At 64.4% G+C, this 16,909-nt stretch carries 14 protein-coding genes; 2 read left to right on the forward strand and 12 right to left on the reverse strand.

All coding sequences use genetic code 11. The features are described from left to right. Position 1 precedes the first annotated feature (1 nt). The 11 genes from CJ010_RS20140 to CJ010_RS20190 form a co-directional block, all read right to left on the reverse strand. Entirely contained in the window at positions 2-1,174 is a 1,173-nt protein-coding gene (locus CJ010_RS20140) for a TIGR03088 family PEP-CTERM/XrtA system glycosyltransferase (RefSeq protein ID WP_141020793.1), read from the reverse strand. Further along, positions 1,174-2,655: an exosortase A gene (gene xrtA, locus CJ010_RS20145; RefSeq protein WP_240794424.1), complete on the reverse strand. Its 1,482-nt coding sequence runs from the start codon at positions 2,653-2,655 to the stop codon at positions 1,174-1,176. Before xrtA ends, CJ010_RS20140 begins: the two co-directional genes overlap by 1 nt. Before the next feature lie 111 nt (positions 2,656-2,766). Beyond that, complete coding sequence (locus CJ010_RS20150; protein ID WP_141019708.1) at positions 2,767-3,990, reverse strand: TIGR03087 family PEP-CTERM/XrtA system glycosyltransferase; 1,224 nt, start codon at positions 3,988-3,990, stop codon at positions 2,767-2,769. A gap of 5 nt (positions 3,991-3,995) precedes the next feature. Then, a complete protein-coding gene (locus CJ010_RS20155) occupies positions 3,996-5,042 on the reverse strand; it encodes a FemAB family XrtA/PEP-CTERM system-associated protein (RefSeq protein ID WP_141019709.1) in 1,047 nt (348 codons plus the stop codon). A gap of 24 nt (positions 5,043-5,066) precedes the next feature. After that, a complete protein-coding gene (locus CJ010_RS20160; RefSeq protein WP_141019710.1) occupies positions 5,067-5,906 on the reverse strand; it encodes an XrtA system polysaccharide deacetylase in 840 nt (279 codons plus the stop codon). A 19-nt stretch (positions 5,907-5,925) separates the two neighbouring features. After that, positions 5,926-7,098: a non-hydrolyzing UDP-N-acetylglucosamine 2-epimerase gene (gene wecB / locus CJ010_RS20165; RefSeq protein ID WP_141019711.1), complete on the reverse strand. Its 1,173-nt coding sequence runs from the start codon at positions 7,096-7,098 to the stop codon at positions 5,926-5,928. Beyond that, on the reverse strand, positions 7,095-8,174 hold the full coding sequence (locus tag CJ010_RS20170) for an XrtA/PEP-CTERM system-associated ATPase (protein WP_141019712.1): 1,080 nt from the start codon (positions 8,172-8,174) through the stop codon (positions 7,095-7,097). The genes wecB and CJ010_RS20170 overlap by 4 nt, the downstream gene beginning before the upstream one ends. A gap of 12 nt (positions 8,175-8,186) precedes the next feature. Further along, positions 8,187-9,728, reverse strand: coding sequence for a TIGR03016 family PEP-CTERM system-associated outer membrane protein (locus CJ010_RS20175; RefSeq protein WP_240794425.1), 1,542 nt, complete (start codon positions 9,726-9,728; stop codon positions 8,187-8,189). Positions 9,729-9,732: 4 nt separating this feature from the next. After that, on the reverse strand, positions 9,733-10,698 hold the full coding sequence (locus tag CJ010_RS20180) for an XrtA-associated tyrosine autokinase (protein WP_141019714.1): 966 nt from the start codon (positions 10,696-10,698) through the stop codon (positions 9,733-9,735). A 13-nt stretch (positions 10,699-10,711) separates the two neighbouring features. Continuing rightward, the gene (locus CJ010_RS20185) at positions 10,712-12,256 is read right to left on the reverse strand and encodes an XrtA system polysaccharide chain length determinant (RefSeq protein ID WP_141019715.1); all 1,545 of its coding nucleotides are present in this window, start codon (positions 12,254-12,256) and stop codon (positions 10,712-10,714) included. A 74-nt stretch (positions 12,257-12,330) separates the two neighbouring features. Beyond that, positions 12,331-12,852: an XrtA/PEP-CTERM system exopolysaccharide export protein gene (locus tag CJ010_RS20190; RefSeq protein ID WP_141019716.1), complete on the reverse strand. Its 522-nt coding sequence runs from the start codon at positions 12,850-12,852 to the stop codon at positions 12,331-12,333. Positions 12,853-13,207: 355 nt separating this feature from the next. Between CJ010_RS20190 and CJ010_RS20195 the strand changes: the two genes are divergently transcribed. Next, positions 13,208-13,948: a long-chain N-acyl amino acid synthase gene (locus tag CJ010_RS20195; RefSeq protein ID WP_141019717.1), complete on the forward strand. Its 741-nt coding sequence runs from the start codon at positions 13,208-13,210 to the stop codon at positions 13,946-13,948. A gap of 162 nt (positions 13,949-14,110) precedes the next feature. Next, positions 14,111-15,517, forward strand: coding sequence for an MBL fold metallo-hydrolase RNA specificity domain-containing protein (locus CJ010_RS20200; RefSeq protein ID WP_141019718.1), 1,407 nt, complete (start codon positions 14,111-14,113; stop codon positions 15,515-15,517). A 123-nt stretch (positions 15,518-15,640) separates the two neighbouring features. On the opposite strand, the gene CJ010_RS20205 is transcribed toward CJ010_RS20200, so the two are convergent. Further along, a complete protein-coding gene (locus CJ010_RS20205; protein WP_141019719.1) occupies positions 15,641-16,735 on the reverse strand; it encodes a porin in 1,095 nt (364 codons plus the stop codon). Positions 16,736-16,909: the final 174 nt, after the last annotated feature.

Genomic DNA, 16,909 nt, shown 5'->3' on the forward strand with positions numbered 1-16,909 from the left:
TTCAGGCCGCCGACCGCGCGGGCCGGACGGCTTCCAGTTGCGCCTGATACAGGGCGCGATAACGCTCGACCATACCGTCGAGGCTGAATTCACGTTCCACGCGTTCGCGCCCGGCATTGCCGTGCATCTGCCGCAGTGCCGGGTTCAGCGCATACGAGGCAATGGCATCGGCCAGCGCAGCATCGTCCGCCGCGGGCACCAGCATGCCCGTCCGTCCCTGCGCCACCAGTTCGGCGTTGCCACCGACATCGGTCGCAACCACCGGCAGACCGCTCGCCATGGCTTCGAGGATCGTGTTGGAGATCCCTTCCGCCTTCGAAGGTAGCACAAATAGATCAAGCGCACGCATGACATCCGGAACATCCGAACGCTCACCGGCAAGCCAGACCCTGTCGCCGATACCGCCCTCGACGATGGCCGACTCGACCGCAGTTCGCATCGGACCGTCCCCTGCGATCATCAGCCGCAGTCCATCGAACTCGGGCCGCCGGCTTGCGGCCAGCCGCGCGAAGGCACGCACGAGATTGAGCTGATCCTTGACCGCCTGCAAGCGCCCGACCGTGCCGACCACGATCAGCCCCCGCGGCGCATCGAAGGGACAGCCCGCGAGCGGCACGCCGCCGTCGCGTCCGTGCTGGAAACGTCTCAGATCGACACCATTGCAGATGCGGCTGAGGCGGTTCGCCGGCACGCCCACGCCTTGCGCCAGATAGCGTTCGAGATCGCCCGAAAGCGCAATGTAGTGCGACACGAAGGGCCGGTAGAGCCGTCGCAGCATGCGGTACTTGCGTCGCACGCCATGCGGATCGCTGACATCCCAGCCGTGCTCGCCATGGATGCGTACCGGTACCCCGGCGGCGCGCGCCGGAACCACCGCCTCCAGCGCGGCCAGATTGCGGGTGTGCACGATGGCCGGGCGCATCTCGGCGAAGAGGCGGAACAGTTTCGGATAGAGCTTGATGCCGTGCCCGGGCGGCTTCTCCAGCGAGATGAAATCCACATCGGCCCGCGTGACGCGCGCACAGAACGCCGGAGCACATCGGGTGAGCGCTACCACCGCGTGGCGGAACGCATCGGACCGCATGCGGTTGATGATGTTGACCACGCCGTTCTCCAGCCCGCCCACGTCGAAGCTGTAGACGACGTGCATCACCAGCGGCCGACTGTCCCGCATCACGGAGCGCCCTGCAAGGCCGTGTCGACGGCGGCATCGAGCGCTGCACCATGAGCAGCGACAAATGCCTGGAGGACTGCCGCCGCGGCCGCGGGGTCATCGGCTTCCGGCGTCATCAGCGTCACCACGGCAGAAGCGTCGGGACGACCGAGCAGACGATCCGCCACAAGCCACAGCTTGGCCTCGATATCGCCGGTCAGGGTCTTGCCCGGCAGACGGTACCAATTCCACACGTGGTAACGATCGCGCGGGGTCGCCAGCGACGCGCTGCGAATCACCGTGCCATCGAGGCGCTGCGAGCCAGCCGCAAGGACTGCCGCAACATGTGATTCCGGCGCCACCAGCCCGTTACCCCAGGTCACCATCTCGTGCCCCACCTCCTGGGCAGCGAACAGCACCACGTGCACGGCGACCATACGCCCGTCGTCGGCGCGATAAACGGCCCCCGCCTCTCCCCGCCCGCCCTTGTAGTGCGGCCGATAGAAGCCCGTGGGCAGCGCTGTCGCAGACCAGGCCGCGCTCGCTGCAGGCAGTTGCATTGCCATGCTGAAATCGTCCGTCGAACGATCGAGGCCGCGTACCAGCAAAGGGAAAGCCGCGACCACCGCGGCCAGTGGCAGCAGTTTGAGCCACGCACCGGAACTCACCGGCGGCGCCTGACGGACGGAAGCCGCATCCACGACCACCGGCGCCTCGTACCAGCGCCCGCCGATCCAGAACATCAACAGGATGACCACGCCGAAGAAGACCCAACCGTAGATGAGGTGGTCGAAACCCACCGCGAATCGATTATCGGAGAGGTAGCCGATCATCACGATCATGTAGGCGCGCAGCCAATTGGCAAGGATGGGTACGAGCAGGGCGACCAACATGAACAGCAACCGGCGCTTCAGGCTGGTGTAGTTGAGGTAGGCGTAGAGCGCGCCGACCATCAGCGAAGCGATCAGATAGCGGATGCCGCTGCAGGCCTCGACGACTGACCAGCGGCCGTTGGGCACGATGAACTGCAACCCCTCCTGGAAGACCGGCACGCCTGAGAAACGCAGCGCCGCCACGGTGAACTCGGCGGTCAGGCCCATCAGGGCCGGCAACAGGAAATCGCCTATCGGCACACCGAAGAAAAGGAAAACGAGCGGAAACGCGAGCACCCGCGCGATCGGCCAGCCAAGCACTGCGACGTAAGCGGTGACCAACATGGCCATCAGGAAGAACTGGCTCGCCGCCGCCACGCTGACCAGCTCGCCCAACAGCCAGCCGAAGCCCATCAAGACCGCCGGCAGGGCGAGCCACGGCACGGGCTGCGGCGGCATTGCCGCGAGACGTTCGCGCTTGCGCCACAGCAGCCAGGCGAACACCGGGAAGACCACCAGTCCATGTGCAAAGGTGTCGGAACGCCACCAGATGGCCGCGATACCGCTGGCTGTCGGCCAGTACCAGCCGAGAACCCACGCCGAAACCGCGGCCAGCGCCACCGCGATCACCGCAAACCCTTCGTGCTTGGGTGGCGTGGCGGACGGCGGTTCGGCATCCAGGACTTCGTGTTCGACATCCCGCTTCATTGCTGCGCCCCATGGCGCGCTGATGCGCGCATTTCAACCCTGGCCGGCACGCGTGCACGCCTCCAGCATCCGGTCGAGCTTGGCGAGATGCGCCTGCCAGCTGTAATCGGCAAGCACCCGGTCGCGCGCTGCGCGCCCCATGGCAAGGCTGGCCTCGCGGTCGTCCAACAGGGACAAGATACGCGAAACGACATCTTCGCCGCCGTGGGCTATCTCACACTCGTCATCCATCACCGTCAGCCCGGTCGCACAGGCCTGCGTCGTGACGACGGGCCGCGCCATCGCCATGGCCTCGAGCACCTTGTTCTGTATGCCACGGGCAATCCGCAGCGGCGCCACTACCACGTCGGCATGGGCGAGATAGGGCCGGATATCGGGTACGCCGCCGGTCACACTGACATCGTTGCCGGCCAGCGCCAGGACGGTGGGCGCCGGGTTCATGCCCACGACCCAGAAACGAGCCCGCGGACGCATACGACGGATTGCAGGCAGCAGTTCATGGGCAAACCAGCTCACCGCGTCGATGTTCGGCCAGTAGTCCATGGCGCCGGTGAATACGATGACCTCTTCGCCTGTCGGGTAAGGTCGCTCGTAGGTCTCGCGAGGTGCGAAGAACTCGGCATCGACTCCGTTCTGCATGACCTCCACCGGACTCGCCGCGCCGCCGGCAAGCTGTCGGAACAGCGCCGCCTCGGCCTCGGTGACGAACAGGCTGGCGCTCGCCCCGGCCGCCATCCTTCGCTCGAAATCGAGCAGGCGTCGGCCCTCGCGGCGATAGAGCCAGGACATCGGCCAACGATGGTCGTCGGCGTAGGCGGTCCACTTGGCGGAATCGAGATCGCAGAAATCGATCAGTCTGCGGTCCAGCCCGGGTAGGTCGAGGTACTGCGCCATCGGGCCGGAGAACGCCACCGCCTGACGGATCCCGTTGCGCCGGACGGTGTCGCGTACCCAGCGCGCAAGGTCGGCATGGCGGTAGTAGGGCACACTCAGCGCCTCGCCGGTAAGCAAGCCGCGCAGGCTGGCGAGCCGGGCCAGACGCGGGTGCAACGGCACTGCGTGAACCTCTTCGCACCACTCGGACAGCCGCCCCACATGGGCGTGGTCTTCCGGCTGATCGACGAAGGTGCCAAGGAAAACGCGGTGGCCCTGGGCCAGCTGGCGCAGGATGTTGAAGGACCGCACCTTGTCGCCCTTGTTGGGCGGAAAGGGAATTCTATGCACCAGGTACAACAGCGGCGGGCGGACGTCGACCACCGGACTCACCCCAGGTTGCGCACGATGTGAGGGCCGAGCGCATTCGCGAGCCCGATCGGCAAACGACGCCACAGGGCGATGAAGGCGCGGTACTTCGGGTTCATCGGATTGTTCTGCGGCACGCTGTCACGCTTGTAGAGCCGGTACTCGTAGGACAGCGGCTGCGGTTCGAAGCCCCAGTTCTTCTTGAAGCTGTATGGCCCGGTGCCGACCTTGCTGCGGCCGTAATCGAACACCTTGCAGCCGCGCTCGCAGGCACGCCGCATCAGCTCCCAGTATTTGAAGTCGTTGGCGGCAAGATCTCGGGCGGCGACATCGTCTCCGGCGTAGTAGGGCAGGATTTCGTCGCGGAAATAGAAACTGAGCACGCTGGACAAGGGTCTGCCACCCGGATCGCATACCGTCATCACTTCACAGGCCTCGCCGAAGCTGTCCTTCAGACTCTGGAAGAAACGTCTGGGCAGGGCCGGAGTGCCATGGCGCAGCACATTGTCGGCGTAGAGCGCAAAGAAGCGGTCCACGCCGGCATCGATCTCGCTCACCAGACCGTTCTTGATGCCCTTCCTCACCATCGCCCGCTGTTTGCGCGGAATGGCGAGCATGTTGTCTTCGATCTCGGGCAGGATGGGCTTGCGGAAGGTGACGTAAAGGGTCTGCCGCGGCCAATCCTCATGCCGTGCTTCGAGATTGCGGAATTCGAGGTGCTGAACCCCGAGACGTCGGGCCAGCGCGTCGGCCTCGGCCTCCAGCAGCGCGACAGCGTCGCCGGCGTCGTCCGCGGCAGCAATGCCGCCATATACGCAGAACGGCAGCGAGGTCAGCGCATGGCCGAACAGCCGGCTCTTCACCTCCGCCAGCGGCAGCACCGCAACGATCGCACCGGCGCGTTCCGCATAGAGGAACCAGGTGCGGTGGCGGAAGATGCGCTCGACGATGTCCTGCCAGGCAGACAGGTGGAAGAAGGTCGCCTGCGGACAGGCATGCACGAAAGCATCCCAGCGCGGCGCATCCGGCCTCGAAAGCGTTTTGATCACGGTAGTCAGGCGATCCATGGCCGAGCTCGGTTAAACACTGCGTCAGGCAGCGTCGCGAAACACCTCGTCCGCCCGCCCCCAGCGAAAATCGCCGAGCAGGCGGCGCAGACGGCTCTCGGTGTGCGCAAGATTCACGTAATGGCGAAAGCGCGTCTTGGCCGACGCACCAGCAACACGCGGCTGCTCGGGGTCTACCTCCCAGGGGTGGAAGTAGAAGATGGCCGGACGGCGATCGTCGTGGTTCACCTTGGCGATCTGCCAGCGCGACACCGCATACGGCAGGAGCCGGAAATAACCGCCGCCACCGGCCGGCCAGTTGCGCCCGAGCCAGCGCATGGTGGTTACCGGAATTTCCATCAAGCCGTTGGCGAGGCGATAGGGAAAGCGCGGCGCGTCGGGGATCCCGTAATGATCGTGCTTGACCGGATAGACGCTGGAACTGTACGCATAGCCGGCCTCGGCGATCACGTCGTGCGCCCAGGGATTCGATTCGCCGATAGAGAAACTCGGTGCGCGGTAACCCGAAACCGCGTGACCGCAGATATCCTCCAGCACCGCCTTGGCGAGCGCGATATCGGCGAGGAAGGACTCGGGCGTCTGCGCGCTGGCACGCTCGTGCCCATAGCCGTGGCTGGCCAGTTCATGCCCGCTGTCGCAAATGCGCCGCACCAGATGCGGGAAGCGCTCGGCCACCCAGCCCAGCGTGAAGAAGGTTGCGCGTGCCCCCCGCTGCTCCAGCAGGGCGAGAATCAGTTCGACGTTACGCTCGACGCGACATGGCACCGTGTCCCAGCTCTGACGCGGAAAATGGGGCGCGAGCGCGGACACCTGGAAGTAGTCCTCGACGTCGATGGTGAGCGCGTTGGTGATGTCCGGTTGCATGCGGATCGCTCCCTGCTGCTCAGGCGTCCAGCGCCGTTTCGTGCTCGGCGAGCCAGCCTGCAAGATGGCCCGCGATGCGCTCGGCGGTGCGGCCATCCCAGTGCTCGGGCACGCGGCCTCGCTTTCCGCCGCCATCGAGTACGGCCCACGCCGCCGAGACGATGGCGCCCGGATCGGTGCCGACCAGGGTGTTGGTGCCCTGCTCCACGGTGATCGGCCGTTCGGTGTTCTCACGTATCGTCAGGCAGGGGACGCCGAGCGCCGTCGTTTCCTCCTGAATACCGCCGGAATCGGTCAGCACCATGGCAGCCCCCGCCATCAGGCCCAGCATCTCGAGGTAGCCCTGCGGCGGCAGGATCAGGAAACCGGGCGCATCCAGCCGGTCGAGCATGCCGAACCGCTCCAGATTGGCGCGCGTGCGCGGATGCAGGGCGAACACCAACGGCAGGCGATGGGCGATCTCGCGCAGAGCATCGATGATGGGGCCGAGCGTCTCGGCGTGATCGACGTTCGACGGCCGGTGCAGCGTGACGACGCCATAGCCGCCCTCAATCCGGCTGGGGTCCAGGCCAGCAGCGGCCAGCAGCTCGACCGGCGGCACTGCCCGACTCCTGCTCGCCAGCAGGCTGTCTATCATCACGTTGCCGACGAACACCATGCGCTCGTCGGCGATGCCTTCGCGTCGCAGGTTGTCATGGGCGCTGCGTTCGGTGGTGTAGAGAACGTCCGACAGCTGATCGGTCAGGATGCGATTGATTTCCTCCGGCATCCGGCGATCGTTGCTGCGCAGCCCCGACTCGACGTGAATCACCGGAATGTGGCGTTTGGCCGCCACCAGTGCGCAGGCCAACGTCGAGTTCACATCCCCCACGACCAGCACCGCACGAGCACCGCGTTCGTCGATGACGGGCTCGAAGCGCTTCATCACCTCGGCCGTCTGCACCGCATGCGTCCCGGAGCCGACAGCCAGGTTCACATCGGGGGCGGGTAGTTCGAGATCGGTGAAAAGCCTGTCCTTCATCGCCGGGTCGTAGTGCTGCCCGGTATGGACCAGCAAAGTGGGCAGCGGGGGTTCATGGGCGGCGAAGGCGCGGATGATGGGCGCCATCTTCATGTAGTTGGGCCTGGCGCCGACCACGCAGATGACCGGCGCTGCGGCAGGCAAGCCTGACTTGGCGAGCGACCCGCTCATTGGGGCCTCTCTCCGTCGGACACATTGCGCCGCAGCGCCTGCAGCAACTGATTGAGAACCCCGAGCGTGGCCGACACCGATTGCTCGAGATTGGCCAGACGGTTCTCTATCCGCTGCAGGTCGTAGTTGGCCGCCATACCTGCGACGATATCTGCCACCTCGGACGACACCTGGAGGCGCTCCACGGCCACGCCATCGAGCAGCGCCGCGCCCGCCTGCAGCTCGCCTGCCGGCACGCCGTTCAGGCGCTGCCGCGCCGGCGCAGCGAATTCTTCCTTCAACTCTTCCACCACCTCGCGCACTTCCGCTTCGCCTATCTGGTGGCGCTCGTTGAGGAAGGCCGCCAGCAACAGGCGATCGCACAGGGTGTTGATGCGGCGGGGAATGCCACCAGACTGCGTGTAGATGCGGGCAAAGGCCTCGGGCAGGAAGATCGGGTCGTCCGTCCAGCCGACGTGGCGCAGGCGATGCTCGATATAGGCACGCGTCTCCTCGGCGTCGAGTGGCCCCAGATGGTAGGACGCGATCACGCGTTGGCGCAGTTGCTGCATTTCGGCGCCCTGCATGATGTCGCGGAATTCCGGCTGACCGATCAGGAAACTCTGCAGCAGGGCGTGGTCTTCGAGCTGAAAATTCGACAACATGCGCAACTCTTCGACCGCCGCCGGACTGAGGTTCTGCGCTTCATCGACGATGAGCAGGGCTCGCTTGCCGGCCGCCGTGGTCGTTACCAGGAAGGTTTCGAGGGCGAGCAGCAGCCCTGCCTTGTCCAGATGACGGTTGGGAATGCCGAAGGCTGCGGCGACCATGCGCAGGATGTCGTTGGCATCGATCTGCGTACTCACCAGATTCGCTGCCACGACCTTGTCCTGATCGAGGTTCTCGAGCAGGCTGCGCACGATGGTCGTCTTGCCGGCACCGATCTCGCCGGTGATCACGATGAAACCTTCGCTTTGATGCAGGCCATACTCGAGATAGGCCATTGCCCGCCGGTGGCCGCGGCTGCCGAAAAAGAAGGCGGGATCCGGGTTGAGCTGGAAGGGTTTGCTGCGAAGTTTGAAATAGGCCTCGTACATGGAACCGTCCGCTCAGAAACGCATGCCCAGATTGGCGGTGATCGAGTTCTCGGTGAAGTCGCTGCCTGCACTGCTACCGTCGGAGCGCTGGTAACGATAGTTCAAGCCACCGTAGGTGTTGGGCCCCAGCTGGGTAGTCAGGCCAACAAGCATGAAAAGGCGGCGGGTGTCGAGATTGGTGCCGCTGGCACCCTCGGATCGTTCGCGCGTAACCGAGAAATTCAGCGACGAGTAGCCGGACAGGCGATGGCTCAGAGCCACCGTCCCCGCGGTGGTAAGCACGCGATCGGTGTTGGCGAAATCGTCGTCCGTCGCAAGACTCCCGCCCGAACCGACGCGGGTGCGGTCGGAACGCATCAGGGTGAAACTGAGCACATTGCGAACCCCGGTCAGCGAAAAACCTGCCTGCATCGACTTGTCGATGAATTGCGCGTTGGAACGCAAGGTTTGCCGCGCCGCGAACGGATCGAATCCCAATGCCACCAGGCAGCTCTGGTAGAACTGCTCCTGCTGGGCCGGATCGCTCGACACCAGCGCCGCGATCTGGGCACACAGCCGCTCCTGTTGTGTCAGCTGACGCGACTGCCCGAACGACTCCAGGCCAGACGAAAAGTCCTTGGAGAACTGCAGGTTCCAGCTGGAACGTGCCATCCGGTGATTAAAGCGGAAATCGTAACCGCGGCCGAAAATGCGCTCCTCGGTCGTCGCCTCGATGATGGTGCGTTCCGTCGGGTTCCAGTCGAATCCGCCGCCGTAGATGGTGCCACTTTCCTTGCGGCCATTGGCGTAGTCGTTCGACTCGCGCCCACCGATCGCACGCAGGCGGAACTGCGGCGTGACGTTGATGTAGAGCGTGGCGCGCCCAACTTCCTTATTGACGCTGTTACTCCCGCCGCTGGTGGTGGAGCTGCCGTAATCCGAATCGCTACGCGAGTAATTCAGCCCCCATCCGAGCACCCGGAAGGCGGACGGGCTACCGGCCTGCGCAGTCCATTGGCTCAGACGCTGCTGACCGAGCGCGCTGCCGCCGCTATCGACCCAGCGCGACAGGTAGCCCAGCGAGCCCTCTGCGTCACCGTAGCGGAACTGCATGCGCGGCGCTAGAGACCAAGTCCTGGTCTCGTCGTTCTCGTCGGTATTGAGCGTGTCGACCGAACTGCGCCCGGTAAAGGCTGAAAGGTTGTTGCGACTGATCGCCGCATCCATGTCGACGAACAGCAGGTTCTCCACCGCCTCCAGTTGCCCGCGCCCCTGCAGCGCCACGAAGGAGGTGTTGCGATCACTTTCGCTGGCGTAGGCGACATTGCGCAACTCCGCATTGAGGCGCCCGCTGAAGCGACCGCTCTCGCGCGAAATCGCAATACCCGGCGCAATCTCGGCAAACCAGTCCTGTCGCTTGTCCTGCGCACTCGCGCCGACGTTGTCCGTCCAGCTCAGACGAGTTTCCACCGACGGGGTCACGGTGACGGTCTGGGCAAGTGCGCTGCCCGCCCCACCCACCATGGAAAGCACCGCGACGCGCTTAAGCACCTGCAATGCCAGCTTGCCCTTCACCACCTCAGGCGACTTCCGCACGCGTACTCGCCCCGTAGCCGTATCCATATCCACCATAGCCGTAATAGCCGCCGGCCCCCTCACCGCGCGACTTGTTGAGCACCATCAGCTTGATCGGGCAATTCTCGACCGTCGCCAGGGCTTGTCTCACCACGGCATGCGTCGTGCGTTCCGCTTCGACGACGACGACGATCTGCCCCATGTGGGTGGCCAGCACACGGGCTTCCGTCGTTACCAGCAGCGGCGGCGAATCAAACACCACGATGCGGTCCGCATAGCGATTGGCGATCTGCTCCAGCAGTCGATTCATCGTATCGGACGCCAGCAGTTCCGTTGCCCGCTGATGCGGCATGCCCGCCGGCAGGATGGAAAGCTTCTCGATGTTGGTTCTCAGCAGGACGTCGCCGAGGTCGGAAACCTCGCCCGACAGCACGTCCATCAAGCCGCGCTCGGGCGGCAGTCCGAGCCGGTTCAGTACCGAGGGGCGCGAAACGTCCGCATCGACGAGCAGCACGGTGTAGTCCAGCTCCATCGCCATGCTGATCGCCAGGTTGATGGCGGTGAAGGACTTGCCCTCACCCGGCATCGCGCTCGTCACCATGATCAGGCTGCCGTTATGCACGGCGGTCGCTCCACTTGCAGTGGCATTGCGCAGCAAGGGGCGCTTGATGACGCGAAACTCCTCGGCGATCGGCGAGCGCGGCTGATCCGGCGTCACCATACCCAAGGTCGCAAGGCGGCCCAGATCGATGGTGATTGCCCTCGAGACGTTGGGATTGGGCGCGGGCACCGGCTGCGCGCGCGGCACCGCCGACGACGATTCGGCCCCGGCCCCGACCTCCTCGCCAACGGTCAATGCCAGCACTGCCTCCGGCTTCGCCACTGCTACCGATGCGCGTTCCACCACGGGTTCGGCCGCGGCCTGCTTGAGTTGGTCCAGACGTTCAACCGCTTTTTCGATTAGGCTCATCGTGCTCTTCCGGCTATCGCTGTATCAAATGAAGAACAAAGGTCGCCAGACCGATCGCCCCCACGAATGCCACGAGCCCGCCCGAAAAAGCCATCAGGCCACGCTTGCGCAGGCGCTGGCGTTCCGGCGTGGGCAACATCGAGACCGTGCCGAGCACCGGCAAACCGGTCACCTCGCGCAGAGCCCGGCCATCACTGAAGGCCGGACGCAACTGGCTGATCAGGAATGTCAGCGCGAACCCGGCCGCAAGCCCCGCCAGCCCTGCAAGCGGCATCAACAGGAGCCGGTTCGGCGCCGACGGTTTGACCGGCAGGCTGGGCGGATCAATCAGGCGGAACTCCGCAATGCCGGACTTCGCGTCCATCTCGACAGCGATGTTGGCCGATTCGCGGCGTGCCACCAGGCTGTCGTAGTTGCTCTTGTGAACGGCGTAATCGCGATTGAGCTGGGCGAGTTCGGCCTCCAGTTCGGGCAGCATCTTGGACGCAGCACGCGCCTGGTTAACACGAGACTCGTATTCACCGACCCGCGCCCGCAGCGAGGCAACCCGCGCCTGGGCCTCGGCCAGAGCGAGCTTCATCTGCTGGAAGACAGGGTTCGAGTTCAGGGCACCGAACTGCCCGGGCCCTGCCTTGCGACGCGCCTCGATCTCGTCCAACTTCTGCTGCTCGAGTTGCTCTATGACCCGCTTGGCACCAACCACATCGGGGTGCTGATCGGTGTAACGCTGCATCATGTCGTCGAGATTGCGCTTGAGGGCATCGATGCGGCCGTCGATCTCGGGAATCGAAACAGCCGAGGGGCTGGGCGTCTGCGGCAGCAGCACCGGCTCCTCACCCACAAGCTGGCTCTGCAGCGCGTCGCGCGAATTCTCCGCCTCGCGCAGCTCGAGCCTGGCCTGTTCGAGCTGGCCTGACATCTGGGCGATCTGCGACACGTAGTCCTTTCCGCTGTCGCCCATCAGCGCCATGTTCCTCAAGCGGAACTCCTTCATCCGGTTCTCCGCCTCGTTGAGCTTGCCCTCGTAGTTCTTGATCTGCTCCTCGATGAAGCGACGGGCCGAGTCGGAATCCTGGCGCTTGGTCCCCAGGCCGGACTCCACGAACAACGACACCAGCGACTGGACCACGCGCTGGGCGCGATCCGGCCGGGTGTCGGCGTAGGCCAGCGTGAACAGATTGTCGCGCCCCGTACCCCGGATCTGCAGACCTGCCGTGAGTTCGGCGATCAGGGCCTCGCGCTCGACATTGCCGCGGACACCGAGATCGAGATCAGCCATGGTGATCAGCTTCTCGACGTTCGGACGGTTGATCAAGGTCCGGCTGAGGATCGCGATCTGCTGGTCCACGTTCGGCTGCACCGCGAGACCCGACATCAGTGGCCGCAAGATGGACTGAGTGTCTACGAATACGCGCGCACTCGACTCGTACTTGTCGGGCATCAGGTAGATCGCGATGCAACCGCTGACACCGACTATCCAGGCAAGCGCCAGACCCCACCAGCGGAAACGCCACATACCCCGCAGGTAGCCGACCAGCTGTATTACAAGTTCTTCCATGTTTCAGTCCTGGAGACGCCCCTCGGCCTGCACCCCATCGATGCGAAGAAACGCCCCGCCCCGAGAAAAGATGCTCAGAACCAGCTCTGCGGGATGATCAGCACGTCACCCGGCCGCATTTCGACGTTGGCCGAGACGTCGCCGCGCTTGACGAGATCCTTGATGCGCACACTGTACTGCTTGTTGCCTTCGCTGGTACGCAGGATCGTCGCGGCATTGCCATCGGCGAACTCGGTCATGCCGCCGACCGCGATCATCACGTCGAGCAGAGTCATTTTCTGCTTGTAGGCCAGCACCTGTGGCGTGCCGGCTTCACCGACGACGCGGATCTGCTCACTGTAAGGCCCGACGAATTGCGTGACGATGACGGTCACCACCGGCTCGCGGATGAACTTGGCGAGCTCCTTCTCGATGTCGCGTGCGAGCGTCGTCGCATCCTTGCCGAGTGCGGGCAGATCCTCGACCAGCGGCGTCGTGATCTTGCCGTCCGGACGAACCGGCACCGACATCGACAGCTCCGGGTTCCGCCACACCACGATATTGACGGCGTCGCCCGGCCCGATGACGTAGTTGTATTCCGAATCCGCGGCAGCCATCGGCGCCGGCGGGAAGGATGAGGCGCAGCCAGCCAGGCCACCGATCAAACACGCCAGCAGTCCCGCACGCCGGACACCGGCCCAAACAGTCGAAACTTTGTTGCTCATGGTCGAAGACACCCCTGTTCTGATCGACGGCAATAATACGCCTTCAGCGTAATTTTCATGCTACGAAGATACGCGGGACAGGCGGTAGGAACAAATACACAATCTCTTACAGCCAGATCGACCGCCACTGCCTTACATTCGTCTTCGCATTGGCCGCAACATCGCCTCCCGACAGGTCGGCATGACAGACCCGACCCCAGGCGATGGTTCTGGTGTCCCCTGAATAACAACAAGGACGGCTTTCGGGATGACATTCGATGCAGCCTTCGACCAGGGCGCCAACCGCCAGGACTGCGCATCCTGGAACGAGCCCTGCCATGCCCCACTGCAGCTGAATCCGGACTTCGCGCTCATTCGCGACGGCTACCATATCCGTATCGCCGACGGTATCGATGCGCTCGAGCGCAGGATTCCGCAGCTGATCGAGCGAATGTATTCGTCGCGCGGGCTGCGCACCTACCACGCCGAACTCGTTCGATGCGCCACCAGGACCACCATCGCCGCGTGCCGGGGCGACCATCTCGTTGCAACGCTTACGCTCGGTCTCGACTCAGCCGACGGGTTGATGGCGGACACTCTCTATCGTGACGAAATCGACGCCTTCAGGCTCGCAGGCGGTCGCGTTTGCGAGGTTACCCGGCTGGCGATGGATCCCGAACACAGCTCGCCCGAAGTCATGGCGGCGATGTTCCAACTGGTCTATGTGCTCGCACGCATGGTTCATCGCATGACAGACCTGTTCATCGAGGTCCATCCGCGGCACGCGGGATTTTACCGGCGCATGCTCGGTTACACGGTCGCCGGCCCCGAACGCATCTGCCCACGCGTCGGCGCGCCCGCAGTACTGATGCATATGTCGCAACAGGAAGTCGATGAATTGATAGCGCTACATGCCGGCCAGCCCGACAGCACCGCGCGCAGCCTTTATCGGCTTTTCGCGCCGCCGGCCGCCCTTATCGCGCTGCAGCACAGTCTTATCGGCGCCTGACGCAGCGCCAGGCAAAGCTGACCGGCGCCTCACCAACAGCACTCACGCCCCGCGATACGGCCTCGCCCTGAGCCAGCCACACGCAGGCTGCCCCAGCCCGGCCGGCGAACGCAACCAGTAAATCTTTTGTCATTTTCAGTAAATGACAAATAGAATTTCGCCATGCGCTCACAGATCATTCACCACGGCGGCCACACAGGCGTCACCGGCTCCTGCCATCAGCTCCTCTTCGACGATGGCGACAGCCTCCTCATTGATTGCGGCCTTTTCCAGGGCGCCGAAACGGCAGCAGACGGCCGGCGCGGGGATGACGCGCTCGAGATCCGCTTTGCGGTGGGCCGTATCCGCGCCCTGGTGCTCACCCACGTGCATATCGACCACGTCGGCCGCATCCCCTGGCTACTCGCGGCAGGCTTCAAGGGCCCCATAATCTGCAGCGAACCATCGGCACGCCTGCTACCTACAGTGCTGGCGGACGCGTTCGAGCTCGGCGTCACGCGCGACACCCGCCTGATCGAACGCTACCTGCAGATGGTCGAGGCCCGTTTGCAGCCGCTACCCTACCGGACCTGGCTTACAGTCAGCGGCCGTGGCAACACCACATGCCGGATCCGCCTTCAACGCGCCGGGCACATCCTCGGCTCAGCCTATGTCGAGTGCGATGTGCGCAGCCCGGGCGGCACGCCGGAACGCATTCTGTTCTCGGGCGATCTGGGCGCGCCGCACGCACCGCTGCTGCCGGCTCCCCGCCCGCCGTGGGCAGCGGATGTGGTGGTACTAGAAAGCACCTACGGCGACCGCAGCCATGAAAACCGTCGCGATCGGCGACTGCGCCTGCAGAACATCGTCGAACACGCATTGCAGAACGGCGGGACGGTGATCATTCCCGCCTTCAGCATCGGCCGGACGCAGGAACTGCTGTATGAATTCGAGGACATCCTGCACCGCGAAGCCCGCAAGCGCAGCTCCAACGCGGCAAAGTGGGCCCGGCTGCCGATCTACCTGGACTCCCCGCTTGCCAGCCGCTTTACCGCCTTGTATCGGGATCTGCAGCCGTGGTGGGATGCAGAAGCACTTGCTCGGGTTCGTGCCGGTCGCCGACCGCTCGATTTCCCGCAACTCGTGGCCATCGACGACCATGACGCCCACCTCGCCAACGTGCGCCGTCTTGCGCGCAGCGGCGAGCCCGCCATCGTGATTGCGGCCAGCGGCATGTGCGCCGGCGGACGCGTGGTGAACTACCTGAAGGCGATGCTGCACGATGCACGCCATGACGTGCTCTTCGTCGGTTACCAGGCACGCGGCACGCCCGGTCACGCCATCCAGAGCTTCGGCCCGCGCGGCGGCTACGTCGACCTCGACGGCGAACACATCACCATCCGCGCCGGCATCCACACGCTGGCAGGCTACTCGGCCCACGCCGACCAGAACGATCTGGTCCGCTTCATAACACGCATGCGCCACCTGCCGGCGGAAGTCCGCCTGGTGCATGGCGAGGAAGCCGCCCGGGTGGCCTTGGCGGAAAAGCTCACGACGGCGACCAAGGGTCGAACGGCCGTAAGACTTTAAGGCCGCAAGCGTCGCCCGGCCTCAGGCAGCGCGACGCATCAACTCAGCCGGCGGTGAGCCGGCGGTAAACGAAAAAACGGGCGCCGAAGCGCCCGTTTTGACCAATCTCGCGTTTAGGCGAAATTAGAAGGAGTGGCGGATACCCAGGTTGAAACCACGCTGGTAGTTGCCGGAAGCGATGTTGCCAGTGGTGGCGTTGCCGGTCGAAGCAGCGTAGAAGCCGTCGTCAGCCGCACCCTTGTTGTTGATGTCGGAGTAGGCGGTGTAGACAGCCGTGCGCTTCGACAGGGCGTGCTCGTAGCCGAGACCCCACTGGCTGACGCGGGCGTCGTCGCCACCGTCGATTTCGCTCTTACGACGAACGAAGGAAGCCTGGACCTTGCCAGCAGCGCCAACCGGCACAGCGGCGGTCACGGCCCACTGCTTGTGCTTCACGACGTCTTCGACGTCGGTGATGCCATACACAGCACCCAGCTTGACCACGCCGAAGTCGTAGGTACCGCCGAGGTCCCAAGCCTTGGTGACGCTGTCGGTGGTCAGGGAGGTGGCGTTGCCACGGATCTGGTGCACGTTCAGAGCAACGTAGACCGGGCCGTTCTTGTAGGTCGGAGCGATCGCCCAGGCGCGAGCGTCGCCAGCGGCAAGGCCACCGGTGCCACGGTCGTTCTCAACAGTTTCATCACCAGCAGCATTGTTGGTGTAGGCGGCCACGACGTTGAAACCACCGAAGCTCGGCGAAACGTAGGCAACCAGGTTATCCAGGCGGGCCGGGCTGATGTAGACGTTGCTGATGGCAGCAACGGTACCCTTGCCGAAGCCGAACGGGTCGATGTTGCCGGCCAGCATGGCGTGCGCCGGGGTGTACTGACGGCCGAGGGCCACGGTACCGAAGTTGCCCGACAGCGCCAGGTAGGACTGGCGAGCACCGGCGCCGCCCCACAGGCCGTTCGAACCGCTGGTGTCGCCAACGATACCGGTTTCATACACGAAGGAAGCCTTCAGGCCGTTGCCCAGATCTTCCGTGCCCTTGAAACCGAGGCGGTTGCCAGCGGAGTTGCCGGAATCCAGCGCGCTGCGGGAATCGACACCGCTGGTGCGGCTGTCGCCGGTCCACTGGTAGCCGAAGTCGACCACACCGTAGATCGTCACGTTCGACTGAGCGAAAGCCGGTGCGGACATCAGGCCAGCAACAGCCAGCGCGATCAGTTTCTTTTGCATGTATTTCTCCTCAATTTGAAGTTGAGACCGTCACCTTGGCGCCGGCCCGACTTACCTCTCGCACGAGAAGTTGCGGCGATTGTGCAAACCGGCAGCATCACGACGCAAGCATCCCGTGTGAAAAGAGACGCTTTCGGACGAATCCTGTTGCATGGGTGCAACAATCATGTGCCG

The sequence above is a fragment of the Azoarcus sp. DD4 genome, from assembly GCF_006496635.1.
Lineage (GTDB): Bacteria > Pseudomonadota > Gammaproteobacteria > Burkholderiales > Rhodocyclaceae > Azoarcus.